12 protein-coding genes and 1 riboswitch are annotated in these 12,449 nt (G+C 59.9%); of the genes, 5 read left to right on the top strand and 7 right to left on the bottom strand.

Annotation, left to right across the window (positions count from 1 at the left end):
* Window positions 1-4 precede the first annotated feature (4 nt).
* Window positions 5-237, bottom strand: a riboswitch (cobalamin riboswitch).
* A 153-nt stretch (window positions 238-390) separates the two neighbouring features.
* Both AC3IX1_RS08495 and AC3IX1_RS08490 read left to right on the top strand, forming a co-directional pair.
* The gene (locus AC3IX1_RS08495; protein ID WP_489387835.1) at window positions 391-975 is read left to right on the top strand and encodes a hypothetical protein; all 585 of its coding nucleotides are present in this window, start codon (window positions 391-393) and stop codon (window positions 973-975) included.
* Window positions 976-1,041: 66 nt separating this feature from the next.
* Window positions 1,042-2,355: a PQQ-dependent sugar dehydrogenase gene (locus AC3IX1_RS08490; protein WP_489387834.1), complete on the top strand. Its 1,314-nt coding sequence runs from the start codon at window positions 1,042-1,044 to the stop codon at window positions 2,353-2,355.
* Window positions 2,356-2,465: 110 nt separating this feature from the next.
* Here the strand turns inward: AC3IX1_RS08490 and AC3IX1_RS08485 are convergent, their stop codons facing one another.
* From AC3IX1_RS08485 to AC3IX1_RS08460, 6 genes are all read right to left on the bottom strand, one after another.
* A complete protein-coding gene (locus AC3IX1_RS08485) occupies window positions 2,466-3,128 on the bottom strand; it encodes an O-methyltransferase (RefSeq protein ID WP_489387833.1) in 663 nt (220 codons plus the stop codon).
* Window positions 3,129-3,146: 18 nt separating this feature from the next.
* A complete protein-coding gene (locus AC3IX1_RS08480) occupies window positions 3,147-3,683 on the bottom strand; it encodes a C40 family peptidase (protein WP_489387832.1) in 537 nt (178 codons plus the stop codon).
* A 165-nt stretch (window positions 3,684-3,848) separates the two neighbouring features.
* Window positions 3,849-4,493, bottom strand: coding sequence for a C40 family peptidase (locus tag AC3IX1_RS08475; RefSeq protein WP_489387831.1), 645 nt, complete (start codon window positions 4,491-4,493; stop codon window positions 3,849-3,851).
* 222 nt (window positions 4,494-4,715) lie between these two features.
* The gene (hda, locus tag AC3IX1_RS08470; protein WP_007984552.1) at window positions 4,716-5,420 is read right to left on the bottom strand and encodes a DnaA regulatory inactivator Hda; all 705 of its coding nucleotides are present in this window, start codon (window positions 5,418-5,420) and stop codon (window positions 4,716-4,718) included.
* A gap of 230 nt (window positions 5,421-5,650) precedes the next feature.
* Complete coding sequence (locus AC3IX1_RS08465; RefSeq protein WP_489387830.1) at window positions 5,651-6,724, bottom strand: AI-2E family transporter; 1,074 nt, start codon at window positions 6,722-6,724, stop codon at window positions 5,651-5,653.
* A 36-nt stretch (window positions 6,725-6,760) separates the two neighbouring features.
* Window positions 6,761-7,813 (bottom strand): DUF2066 domain-containing protein, encoded by a 1,053-nt coding sequence (locus AC3IX1_RS08460; RefSeq protein WP_489387829.1) that lies wholly within the window; start codon window positions 7,811-7,813, stop codon window positions 6,761-6,763.
* A gap of 386 nt (window positions 7,814-8,199) precedes the next feature.
* Between AC3IX1_RS08460 and purM the strand changes: the two genes are divergently transcribed.
* The 3 genes from purM to AC3IX1_RS08445 are packed head-to-tail and all read left to right on the top strand — an operon-like array spanning window position 8,200 to window position 10,630.
* The gene (purM, locus tag AC3IX1_RS08455; RefSeq protein ID WP_489387828.1) at window positions 8,200-9,258 is read left to right on the top strand and encodes a phosphoribosylformylglycinamidine cyclo-ligase; all 1,059 of its coding nucleotides are present in this window, start codon (window positions 8,200-8,202) and stop codon (window positions 9,256-9,258) included.
* On the top strand, window positions 9,258-9,908 hold the full coding sequence (purN, locus tag AC3IX1_RS08450) for a phosphoribosylglycinamide formyltransferase (RefSeq protein WP_489387827.1): 651 nt from the start codon (window positions 9,258-9,260) through the stop codon (window positions 9,906-9,908). Before purM ends, purN begins: the two co-directional genes overlap by 1 nt.
* An 8-nt stretch (window positions 9,909-9,916) precedes the next feature.
* A complete protein-coding gene (locus tag AC3IX1_RS08445; protein ID WP_489387826.1) occupies window positions 9,917-10,630 on the top strand; it encodes a DUF3108 domain-containing protein in 714 nt (237 codons plus the stop codon).
* A gap of 98 nt (window positions 10,631-10,728) precedes the next feature.
* On the opposite strand, the gene ltrA is transcribed toward AC3IX1_RS08445, so the two are convergent.
* Entirely contained in the window at window positions 10,729-12,045 is a 1,317-nt protein-coding gene (gene ltrA, locus AC3IX1_RS08440; protein WP_489387825.1) for a group II intron reverse transcriptase/maturase, read from the bottom strand.
* Window positions 12,046-12,449 lie beyond the last annotated feature (404 nt).

Genomic DNA, 12,449 nt, shown 5'->3' with positions numbered 1-12,449 from the left:
GTGATGCCGCTGGATGAATCAGGCCGGTCTCCGGGCTCATGAGTGGCGCGGGGCCGGACTGTGCGCCTTCCCGCATCGAATCGACACAGTGGCATCACACACAGTTTTCACTCATTTACCGTTGCGGGGGCAGCGCCGGAATTGCGGGCCTTCGACCAACAGAAGAACTCACTCACCGGCTTCCCTGTTTCACTCTGTCGACCCAAGCCACAGAGCACCTGAAACAAGCCGCGAAGGTTAGAGGGTTGGGGGTGGAGCGTCAATTAAAGCCGGGAGGCCAACGACCGAATAACTGCCATCAATCAATAAACTGACGTCAATCTTGTGCCACGCTCCCAGCAGTGATATCAAAGAGCCACAACCTCACAACACAACAACAAGGGTGAGCCCATGCAAGGCATGATCATCAGCAATCCAAAGCTGGAATTCCTGCGCCCGGTGCTCGAGCACTGGTTCGAATGCATCGACCGTTACAACGCCGTCCGCGGCGATGGCGACACACCGTACTGGCACGACGAAAAGGCCAATCTCGGACTGCTGTCTGCCGCCGCCTGGATGGCCGAGATGGTCACGCTGCAACAGACGCCAACCCGCAAGCAGACCGAAGAAGGCGAACGCAATAGCCGCGCCGACCTGCTCCTGGCCTCGTCCGAAACCCGCGCCTACATCCAGACCAGCCAGCGCTGGCCACGGGTCAACAGCCTCAACCTGTCCCAGGCCCTGCTCGATATCGCCAGCGATGCCAAGCGGCTGAGCCACGCCAGCGACCTGAAACTCGGCTGCCTGTTCGTCGCCCCGCAAAAAGCCCAGCAGGGCGCCACGCCGGAAGAGCTCCAGGACATGGTCGACGACCTGCAAAAAGAACACACCTGCGCTGTCGCCTGGTATTTCCCTTATGCCTATCGCAAGTTGCGCAACGAAGCCGGCAACTATCACCCCGGTATTGCGGTGCTGTTCAAGGAAGCCCGCGGCTGAGGGTTGAACCATCGCACGACAACGCTTCTCTATGATTAGAACAAGGCATTCATAGGGAAGACCAGTATGCGCACGCCCCCGCTCGTTCTCGTTATCGCGCTCAGCGGAGGGCTCGCCGCTTGTGGCGAGACCTCCAGCCTGCAAGTCTCCGATGGCACCGGCCCGTCACCCCAACTGCCGGAACCCAATAAAACCCTGATCCCGACCGTGAACATCGCCCCGGCCATCGGCTGGCCACAGGGTGCGAAACCCGTCGCCGCCACGGGCACTCAAGTGGCCGCATTTGCCGAGGACCTGGATCACCCCCGCTGGCTTTATGTGCTGCCCAATGGCGACGTACTGGTGGCGGAAACCAACGCACCACCCAAACCCGAAGACGGCAAAGGCATCCGCGGCTGGGTCATGAAGAAAGTCATGGACCGCGCCGGGGCCGGTGTGCCCAGCGCCAACCGCATCACCTTGCTCCGCGACCAGGACCACGATGGCGTCGCGGAAACCCGCACGGTGTTTCTGCAAAACCTCAATTCGCCCTTCGGCATGACGCTGGTCGGCAATGACCTGTATGTGGCCGACACCGATCGCCTGCTGCGCTTCCACTATAAAAGTGGCGATACGCAGATCAAGTCGCCGCCGGTCAAGGTTGTCGACCTGCCGGGTGGCCCGCTGAACCATCACTGGACGAAAAACGTCATCGCCAGCAAGGACGGCAGCAAGCTGTACGTCACCGTGGGTTCCAACAGCAACGTCGGCGAAAACGGCATGGACAAGGAAGAAGGCCGCGCGGCGATCTGGGAAGTGGATCGCGCCACCGGCCAGCAGCGGATCTTCGCCTCCGGCCTGCGCAATCCCAACGGCATGGCGTGGGAACCGCACAGTGGAGCGCTGTGGACCGCGGTCAACGAACGGGATGAAATCGGCAGTGACCTGGTACCGGACTACATCACTTCGGTGAAGGACGGCGCATTCTATGGCTGGCCGTACAGTTACTACGGCCAGCATGTCGATATTCGCGTCGAGCCGCAAAACCCGGACCTGGTGGCCAAGGCCATCGCCCCGGACTACGCCGTCGGCCCGCACACGGCATCACTGGGCCTGACCTTCGCCGAAAACAGCAAGCTGCCGCCGCCCTTTACCCAAGGGGCATTCATCGGGCAGCACGGCTCATGGAACCGTAACCCCCACAGCGGCTACAAAGTGATTTTCGTGCCGTTCAGCGCGGGCAAACCTGTCGGCAAGCCCGTTGAAGTGCTCAGCGGTTTTCTCAACGACAAGGAACAGGCCATGGGCCGCCCGGTGGGCGTGGTGATCGACCGGCAGGGTGACCTGTTGGTGGCCGATGATGTGGGGAACAAGGTTTGGCGGGTTTCGGCTGCCAGGTAAAGGCACTACATTACCTGTTGGAGCGAGCCTGCTCGCGATGAGGCCGGCACATTCAACTTTGATGTTGCCTGCCCCACAGTCATCGCGAGCAGGCTCACTCCTACAGGCGCTCAGCGTTTACGGCAAAGGGTCAAACCATCGCCGATCGGCAACAACGACAGATCCACCCGCACATCATCCTTCAACGCCCGGTTGAGCGCCTGGATTGCCCGGGTGTCCGCACTCTCGGGACTGACCTCAAGCACGCGCCCACTCCACAGGGTGTTATCGAACACCGCCAGCCCACCGACCCGCAGCAATCGCAGGGCGTGCTCCAGATAAGCCGGGTAGTTGGCCTTGTCGGCATCGATGAACACCAGGTCGTACTGCCCGTCCTGCCCTTGTCGCTCAAGCTCGGCGAGGGTTTCCAGCGCCGGGGCCAGTCGCAAGTCAATCCTCCCGGCGAGCCCCGCTTCTTGCCAGTAGCGTCGCGCGATGGCGTTGTAGTCGCCGGGGATGTCACAGCAAATCAGCGAACCGTCCGCCGGTAATGCCGCCGCCATGCACAACGCGCTGTAACCGGTAAAGGTGCCGATTTCGAGCAAGCGCCTGGCCCCCGTCAGTTGCACCAGCAAGGCGAGAAATTGCCCCTGCTCTGGCGCCACCTGCCAACGCGCCATTGGCAGCGCCTGGGTCTCATCGCGCAAGCGCTTGAGCAGTGGCGTTTCGCGCAGGGAAACATCGAGCAGGTATTGATACAGGTCGTCGTCGAGATTGAGCGTACGAGCCGTCATGACCATCAGCTCCGGAAGTTACGGATTGCGCGCCAAATGTTCGGGCTGCAGAACACGCTTGGCGCTCAGGTAAGCCTTTTGCCAATACGCCTTGGACAAGCTGTCGAGCTTCACGGTGCCGCCGGTGGCCGGTGCGTGGACAAAGCGCCCTTCTCCCACGTAGATGCCGGCATGACTGACCTGGGAACCGCCATTGGTGGCAAAGAAAAGCAGGTCACCGGTTTGCAGGCCTTCCTTGCCCACATTCGCCGCTTGCATGGAGATCATCTCGCGAGTGGTGCGCGGCAACGAAATACCGGTGACATCGCGATACACGTAGGCGATCAGGCCGCTGCAATCAAATCCGGAATCCGGCGTATTGCCACCCCAGCGATAAGGCGTACCCACCAGGCCGAGCGCGCGAAACAGCACGTCTTCCGCCTCGGGCGAAAAAGCTTGCGGGGAGCCAAATACGATGGGAGCGCGAACCACCGGCGCAGGAGGCGGTGTGCGGCTGGCGCAGGCACTGAGCAGCGCTGCGAAAAACATGATTGCGAGGCGGGCCGACGTCGTCATAAGCAGAACATCCTGATCTGGCTGCGGCGTTTTCTGCTGGGAGCGCAGAAAAGAAAACCGCCTGCGTTGGACGCAGGCGGTTTGCCATCATTTGTAGATCAAGATTCTAGCGGCTACACGACAAACTTCAAGTAAGACTTTAAGTTCGCCTTACAAATTGTCCGCTTATTTACGTGCAGTGACGATTGGCGACGCGTTAGGTGCCATTGCCAGGGCGCGCTTGGCTTCGATGAAGGTCTTGCTCCAGTAGCTGTCACCCAGGCTATCGATGCGCACACCACCGCTGCGGCGGCTGCTGGAGTGGATGAACTGATTGTCGCCCAGGTAGATCCCGGCGTGACTGACGCGACCACGACGACCGTTGGTTGCGAAGAACAGCAGGTCGCCCGGCTCAAGTTTGCTGCGCGAGACCAGCGGAGCGTCCACGTTGATCATTTCGCGGGTGGAGCGTGGCAGGTTCATGCCCGCTTCTTCGCGGAACAGGTAACCGATGAAACCACTGCAGTCGAAGCCGGCTTCAGAAGTGCCGCCGAAACGGTAACGGGTACCGATCAGGGACATGCCACGTTCGAGGATGCTGTCGGCCAGGACCGGAAGCTGGTAGGACTTGCCGCCAGCGAAGTCTGCGAGTTCTTTTTCGGTGGCCTTCTCTTCTTGGTAAAGAGCTTCCTGATAAAGAGCGGAAGACTGGGCAGTGGCCGGGTTTTGAACCTGCTGTTGCTGCTGCTGGGCCACTGGAGTGTGGGCAGCGCAACCGAACAACAGGGTAACGAGTGCGAGAGGCACGAGGGGTGCGAAGCGATTTAGCATGGGCACGACCGTGGCTGATAGTTGTAAAGAAGCCGAGACTATGCCCGCTATCATCCTCATTTGCAAATTCAATCGATCTTTTTGTGACTTATCCGTTTCTCGTTTACATCTAAGCGCTTAAGCCCATTTTAAACATACACGCGGCCTGCAACCTTGCAGGAAAGCGGAGTTTCTGGCGCCTGAAATTTGCCGAGCCGGCTAAAAGCCCCGGTTTCAGCGGGTTTACCAGCCGAGGGTTTCTTTCAAAAACGGGATTGTCAGCTTGCGCTGAGCCTGGAGGGAGGCCTGGTCGAGACGCTCGAGCAACTCGAACAGCGCACTCATGCTGCGGGTACCGCGAGTCAGAATGAAATGCCCGACTTCATCGGTCAGATGCAGGCCGCGCCGGGACGCACGCAATTGCAGGGCACGCAGTTTGTCCTCATCGGACAGCGGGCGCATCTGGAAGATCAAGGCCAGGGTCAGGCGCGATTTGAGATCCGCCAGTTTCACCGGCAACTCACGCGGGGATGTCGACGCGGCAATCAGCAAGCGTCTGCCGCTGTCGCGCAGGCGATTGAACAGATGGAACAGCGCCTCTTCCCAGTCAGCTCGCCCGGCAACCACTTGCAAATCATCCAGGCAGACCAGTTCGTACTGTTCGAGGTTGTCGAGGATTTCAATGCCGCGATCGAGCAGCTCGGCCAATGGCAAGTACACCGCCGGCTCGCCCAATTGCTCGAAGCGCAGGCAGGCGGCCTGCAACAGGTGCGTACGCCCTACCCCGTCCTTGCCCCAAAGGTAGATCAGGCTTTCGGTCCAGCCGGCGTCGGCTTCGCACAGCCGCTCGACATAGCCGAGTGCAGCGGCATTGGCGCCTGGGTAGTAGTTGATAAAGGTGGCGTCGTCACGCAGACGCACACCTAGGGGCAGCTGAATCGGTTTCATGCTGACTGAACAGTTCCAAAGGAACCGTTAGTGGCCTCTGTGTAAAGTTTGCGAAGTTTATACCCGTGAAGCGGACCGCACAATGCGACAGACCACAAGCAAAATCAAAGGTTTGCGTTAATGCACCGGTTTTGTGGCAGATTCTTTGGCGGTGCATGTGACAGTCGGGTGACGCCAGCAGGCTGATCCGGTACGAACCCGGGCAGCCTGCCAGCGGCTATCGACGCTCCTTACATCCGCGGTTCGTCGACCCTTCCGTAAATTTCAGAATCTTTATACAAATCATGCACATGGCGTAACAGCACCATAATCACCGCGGCGACCGGCAATGCCAGCAGCACACCGGTAAAGCCAAATAGCTCACCACCGGCCAGTATCGAGAAAATCACCGCCACCGGGTGCAGGCCAATCCGGTCACCGACCAGCAAGGGGGTCAACACCATACCCTCCAGCGCCTGGCCGACCATGAACACCGCGACAATACCGAGCATCGGATAAAGATCACCACCGAACTGGAACAACCCCGCAAGCAGCGCCGCGCCAATGCCGATGATAAACCCCATATACGGCACGATCGCCGCCAGGCCGGCAATCAGGCCAATCAGCAGGCCCAGCTCCAACCCAACCACCATCAAGCCTGCCGCATAGATCACGCCCAAGGCCACCATCACCAGCAGCTGCCCGCGCACGAACGCGCCGAGCACTTCATGGCATTCACCCGCCAGCAATACTGCGCGCGCTTCACGGTCACGGGGCAGCAGGCTGCGGATTTTGGCCATCATCAGGTCCCAATCCCGTAACAGGTAGAAGCTCACCACCGGAATCAACACCAGGTTCGCCAGCCAGCCGATCAGCGCCAACCCCGAGGCCGTGGCGTGACTCAATACCACGCCGACAACATCAGTGGTCTGACTCATATGCTCGCTGATGGCAGCCTTGAGCTTGTCGAACTTCCAGAAACCGTCCGACAGGCCGAACTTCGATTGCGCCCAGGGCAACGCCGTGTGCTGCAGCCAGTCGAGCATCTGCGGAGCCAGTTCATACAAACGAAACAACTGCCTGGCGAGCAACGGCACCAAGACCAACAGCAGCGCGGTGAAGATCAATGTAAACAGGGTAAACACCGCCACGACACCCCAGGTTCTTGAAAGGCCTGCCTGCTCCAGCCGGTCCACCAGCGGGTCGAACAGGTAGGCCAACAGCAGCGCCACCAGGAACGGCGTCAGGATCGGATGCAACAACCAGACAAACACACACAGCAGGACCACCCCACCGAGCCAGAACCAACGCCGCGTATCGGCCATGAACCACTCCATTGCTTCTATATAAAGAAAGAAAAACTACCAGCGAAAACGCAGTTGCGGGATTGGGGCGGGCGCAGGTGCAGACACCGCACCACCGACGGCAGGCTGAGCCGGCACTGCCGGAGCCGGAGCTTGAGCTGCCGACGTTTCCTGCAACCTCGCCAGCGACAGTTGCGCACGCAGTTGATCGACGCTGCCATTGACCCGATAAAGAATCCGGTCACCCTCGACACTGCGCACACGCCCGCCAAACGGCTCCAGCAATCGTCCGAGCGACGCGTAGCGCTCAAGATTCATGCCTTGCACTTCCAGCAATTGCTCGCTCGAAGCGCCGGGTTTGGCGACAAACCGCGGCGCCAGGCGCTCGTTGACCGCCAGCATCACCGCATCGGCCACGGCGGCCTGATCGGCTCCCTGCACACTGCCGGCCTCTTTTTTATCCCCCAGCCACAATTGCCACTTGGCTTGCCACTGCCCGCCCTCTTCCTTGGCGTGTACCGCGAGCAGGGCGTCGGCGTTGTAGCGTTCCGATGCCGCTTGCAAAGGCTCGGGATCTGCGCCTTCCAGATTCGGCGCAGTGGCGACGATCTGCTCATTCAAATCCGCCAACGGCAAGCGCAATGGCAAGCCACGGTGCTGGGCAGCCCGACGCAGCGGCGCCGCGCTGGCCTGGCCGTCGCCCACCAGGCTTGAACCCTCGGCGGACTCATTCAACCACCAGCCGAGGATCGACGGCCGATTGGCCCCCCACATGGCCAGGCCGGCACGACGCAAGGCCTGCTCGGTGGTACCCGGATCGAAATCGACCTTCAGGACTTCCGGCGGCCCGGCCTCAAAGCCGTATTGGCTGATGATCTGTTGCGGGTCTTTGCGAATTGCCGCCAGCCCCGGATTTTGAGCGGCCTTGGGGTCGCCGGTCAGGCGCAATACGAGCGTGTCCAACGCACGCTGAGTCGCCTGGTCGCGCTCCTCGGGCGACTGGCCATTCACCGGCTCGCGCACCAGGTAAAGGCCTTTGACGGTTTCGGCTTGACTGACCAGGCTGACCACTGACAAACAACTCACAAGCAAGAATTTACAAAAACGCATGAAAGATTCCTGACGACAAGAGCGGCTGGAACAGACCGCATGAAGACGATCGAGCAAGACTGTGACCGTTGCCCGACGCAAAACATTCACACGTTCCGGGTAAGTTTTCGCACTGTCATAACGATAGACGGTTAATCGCGATACCTTATACAGCCATGCAGGATGCCACTGACACCGCGCATCAACGGTTTTTTTTGACCGGATATGGCCCTGCTGTCGGCCTGAGGATGGCCGCTGCGGCTCAAGCCTGATAAAATCGCGCGCCTTCGCAGACCGGCAACAGCCGGGTAGTGTCCGAATAGCGCGCATGGTTCTCGCCTACGCAGTTTCGGCGCTCCCGACGGACTCGGTCGTTACCCAGAAATCCCCCCCTAAAGGCCTGGATCATGAGCAAGCAACCCTCCCTGAGCTACAAGGACGCCGGTGTAGACATCGACGCCGGTGAAGCATTGGTCGAACGCATCAAGAGCGTCGCCAAGCGCACTGCGCGCCCGGAAGTCATGGGCGGCCTGGGCGGTTTCGGCGCCCTCTGCGAAATCCCGGCCGGCTACAAGCAGCCTGTGCTGGTTTCCGGCACTGACGGCGTCGGCACCAAGCTGCGCCTGGCACTGAACCTGAACAAGCACGACAGCATCGGCATCGACCTGGTTGCCATGTGCGTGAACGACCTGGTGGTCTGCGGCGCTGAACCGCTGTTCTTCCTCGACTACTATGCCACCGGCAAACTCAACGTCGAAACCGCGACCCAGGTCGTGACCGGCATCGGCGCAGGCTGCGAACTGTCCGGCTGCTCCCTGGTCGGTGGCGAAACCGCTGAAATGCCTGGCATGTACGAAGGCGAAGACTACGACCTGGCCGGTTTCTGCGTCGGCGTCGTTGAAAAATCCGAAATCATCGACGGTTCCAAAGTGGCTGCCGGCGACGCCTTGCTCGCCCTGCCGTCTTCCGGCCCGCACTCCAACGGCTACTCGCTGATCCGCAAGATCATCGAAGTGTCCGGTGCCGACATCGAAAACACCCAGCTCGACGGCAAGCCGCTGACCGATCTGCTGATGGCCCCGACCCGTATCTACGTGAAGCCGCTGCTCAAGCTGATCAAGGAAACCGGCGCTGTCAAAGCCATGGCCCACATCACCGGTGGCGGCCTGCTGGACAACATTCCGCGCGTTCTGCCAAAAGGCGCGCAAGCCGTGGTTGACGTGGCTAGCTGGAACCGCCCGGCCGTGTTCGACTGGCTGCAAGAGAAAGGCAACGTCGACGAAAACGAAATGCACCGCGTGCTGAACTGCGGCGTCGGCATGGTGATCTGCGTGGCTCAAGAGCACGTTGAAACCGCGCTGAACGTACTGCGTGAAGCTGGCGAGCAGCCTTGGGTCATCGGTCAGATCGCCACCGCTGCCGAAGGCGCGGCCCAGGTTGAACTGAAGAACCTCAAGGCTCATTAATGTCCGTCACCTGTGATGTGGTGGTGCTGTTGTCCGGCACCGGCAGTAACTTGCAGGCCTTGATCGACAGCACGCGGACCGGCAACAGCCCGGTCCGCATCGCTGCGGTGATCTCCAACCGCGCCGACGCCTACGGCCTGCAACGCGCCAGGGACGCGGGTATCGACACCCGCTCCCTGGATCACAAGGCTTTCGAAGGTCGCGAGGCCTTCGACGCCGCGCTGATCGAACTGATCGACGCCTTCAACCCCAAACTCGTGGTACTGGCCGGATTCATGCGCATTCTCAGCGCTGGTTTCGTACGCCACTATCAGGGTCGCCTGCTCAATATCCATCCCTCGCTGCTACCCAAATACAAAGGGTTACACACTCATGAGCGCGCGCTGGAGGCCGGCGACACCGAGCACGGCTGCTCCGTGCACTTCGTCACTGAGGAACTCGATGGCGGACCACTGGTCGTACAGGCTGTAATACCGGTAGAGTTACAGGATTCGCCGCAGAGTCTGGCGCAGCGGGTCCATGTTCAGGAACACCTGATCTACCCGATGGCCGTACGCTGGTTTGCCGAAGGTCGTCTGGCCCTCGGCGAGCAAGGTGCTTTACTGGATGGACAGTTACTCGCGGCCAGCGGCCACTTGATTCGAAACTAGGAGATTTTATGCATCGCGCCCTGCTCTTCGCTTGCGCTCTGCTTGCCTTGCCCTTCGCCCAGGCGGCAGACCTTCAACCTTTCTCCGCCAGCTACACCGCCGACTGGAAACAGCTGCCCATGAGTGGCACTGCCGAGCGCAACCTCGAAAAAACCAGTGATGGCAAATGGAAACTGAGTTTCAAGGCATCGATGATGATCGCCAGCCTGTCCGAGGAAAGCACCCTGACCATGGACAAGGACACGCTTCTTCCAGAGTCGTACCACTTTGAACGTGGCGGCTTGGGCAAGGCCAAGAAAGCGGATCTGGATTTCGACTGGAACACCAAGATGGTCACCGGTACCGATCGCGGCGACGCGGTCAAGGTTCCGCTGAACCGCGGCATGCTCGACAAATCCAGCTATCAACTGGCCCTGCAGCACGACGTCGCCGCCGGCAAAAAAAGCATGAGTTATCAGGTGGTCGACGGCGGTGAAGTCGATACCTATGACTTCCGCGTGCTGGGCGCTGAAAAGGTCGACACCAAGGCCGGCAAGATCGATGCGATCAAGGTTGAACGTGTACGCGACCCGACACAAAACAAACGCATCACCGTGATGTGGTTCGCCAAGGATTGGGATTACCTGCTGGTCCGCCTGCAACAAGTCGAAACCGACGGCAAGGAATACAACATCATGCTCCTGGACGGTACGGTCAACGGCAAGCCAGTCAAAGGCAGCTGATCCGGATCGAATCGGCATAGGGGGCGGCCTTCATAGGCCGCTCCCCTGCCACACCACCCGGCATGCGGGTCCGCACCGGGCGGTTCGAGAGATTGAGGTTATGAGAGACGCACCAGTCCCAGCCTGTCGAACCACGCTATATCCAACACTCGATTCAGCTCAAATCGGCTGTTACGCCACCAGCTATGCGAGTTGGCCGCCACTTTCCGGGCCGTTTGGCTGCTGGCTCCCAGCGCCCTCAGTTCGCGGTAGATCGTCGAGCCACGTCTCCATTGCTTAAGCTGGATTGCTCTCAGTCGGTGTCGTATCCATTCGTCCAGCTCTCGCCAAACTCTCGGTGTTTGTGACAACCCAAAGTAAGCTTTCCAGCCCAAGAGATAAGGGCGTAGATGCTCGACAACTTGTCGCATACTGCGGCCACCTGAGCGGCGGGTGAGTTCGCGTATCCGTTGCTTGAACTGCTTACGCGCCTTGATCGCCACTGCTCTTTTGACGCCTTGTGGAGAGGCCCAGAAGGCGTACCCAAGAAACTTGCGACCAAATGCACTCGTCACCGCACTCTTGCTCGCGTTGACGCTCAGGTGCAGCTTTTCATACAGACGCCTCAGCAAGATCATCACCCGCTGGCCCGCCTTGTGGCTGCGAACATACACATTCGCATCGTCGGCATAGCGCACGAAGCAATGACCTCGGTGTTCAAGCTCCCGATCCACTTCGTCCAGCAACACGTTCGCCAGCAGCGGTGACAGCGGACCGCCTTGCGGCGCCCCGCAACGGCTTTTCTCGACCGCGCCATTGATCTGCGTTCCCGCATCCAGATACGCCCGGATCAGTCGGATAACCGCCCGATCCGCAATCCGCTTGCGTAAACGATCAATCAAAATGTCGTGATCGACCCGGTCGAAGAACTTCTCCAGATCCACATCCACCACCACTTTGCGCCCCGAGGACACATACCGCTGGGCCGCTAAAACGGCGTCCTGCGCGCAGCGTCCCGGACGGAAGCCGTAGCTGTGTTCACTGAAAGTCGGATCGAGTAATGGCTGCAAGATTTGCAGCAAGGCTTGCTGGATCAAACGGTCGGTGACCGTTGGAATACCCAGCTCGCGCTCACCGCCGTCGGGTTTTGGAATGACCACGCGGCGTACCGGACTGGGCCGGTAGACACCTGACAGAAGCTGTTCACGAATCGCCGCCCACTGAGTGAGCAGATGTTCGGCCGTCTGTTCAATGTCCAGACCGTCGACTCCCGCTGCACCTTTGTTGGCCTTGACCCGCTTCCACGCCCGTTTCAGGTTTTCTCTCGCAAAGGCCCGTTCCAGCAGCCCTTGCCCTGCGTTGTCGGATTCATCTTGCGGGCGATTGACCTCGTCGCTGACAGGACTTCTCACGGCTTCACCGCTCGTTATCTCCATCCGCCCCGCGTTTGGCAGGCATCTGACTTCCGGTCTTTCGCATCAACATGGCCTATAACGCTTTCTCTCGTTCAGCCCTTCGTCAAAAAAAAAAACTACTACGGCCTCTGCTGACTTCTCGCTCCGGCTGACGCCGTCGCCCTTTCAGGCACAAGGCGAGATCTCCCCAGGTAAGAACGCAATCCTTCCCCGCACAACCGCCGGATTTACGCAGCCTGATCTTTGACCACAAGAGCTTCGCGATTCATGGCTCGCTCGCCCTGATCGGCTTCGCCTTGTATCCGGTTCTTGTTCATCGGCTCACGGTTTCGATTCACGCTTCCTCCCCACACTCGGTCACCCTCATGCAGTTGCGCTTCACTTCGTTCGCTGTGGTCAGCTCACGGCGGGACTTTCACCCACAA

This window comes from Pseudomonas sp. KH_046_2 (genome assembly GCF_057838985.1).
This window is presented reverse-complemented; position numbering and strand designations above follow the sequence as displayed.

Coding starts and splice junctions, on each gene's coding strand:
- AC3IX1_RS08495 (WP_489387835.1), top strand. CDS start 391: ATGCAAGGCATGATCATCAGCAATCCAAAGCTGGAATTCCTGCGCCCG.
- AC3IX1_RS08490 (WP_489387834.1), top strand. CDS start 1,042: ATGCGCACGCCCCCGCTCGTTCTCGTTATCGCGCTCAGCGGAGGGCTC.
- AC3IX1_RS08485 (WP_489387833.1), bottom strand. CDS start 3,128: ATGACGGCTCGTACGCTCAATCTCGACGACGACCTGTATCAATACCTG.
- AC3IX1_RS08480 (WP_489387832.1), bottom strand. CDS start 3,683: ATGACGACGTCGGCCCGCCTCGCAATCATGTTTTTCGCAGCGCTGCTC.
- AC3IX1_RS08475 (WP_489387831.1), bottom strand. CDS start 4,493: ATGCTAAATCGCTTCGCACCCCTCGTGCCTCTCGCACTCGTTACCCTG.
- hda (WP_007984552.1), bottom strand. CDS start 5,420: ATGAAACCGATTCAGCTGCCCCTAGGTGTGCGTCTGCGTGACGACGCC.
- AC3IX1_RS08465 (WP_489387830.1), bottom strand. CDS start 6,724: ATGGCCGATACGCGGCGTTGGTTCTGGCTCGGTGGGGTGGTCCTGCTG.
- AC3IX1_RS08460 (WP_489387829.1), bottom strand. CDS start 7,813: ATGCGTTTTTGTAAATTCTTGCTTGTGAGTTGTTTGTCAGTGGTCAGC.
- purM (WP_489387828.1), top strand. CDS start 8,200: ATGAGCAAGCAACCCTCCCTGAGCTACAAGGACGCCGGTGTAGACATC.
- purN (WP_489387827.1), top strand. CDS start 9,258: ATGTCCGTCACCTGTGATGTGGTGGTGCTGTTGTCCGGCACCGGCAGT.
- AC3IX1_RS08445 (WP_489387826.1), top strand. CDS start 9,917: ATGCATCGCGCCCTGCTCTTCGCTTGCGCTCTGCTTGCCTTGCCCTTC.
- ltrA (WP_489387825.1), bottom strand. CDS start 12,045: ATGGAGATAACGAGCGGTGAAGCCGTGAGAAGTCCTGTCAGCGACGAG.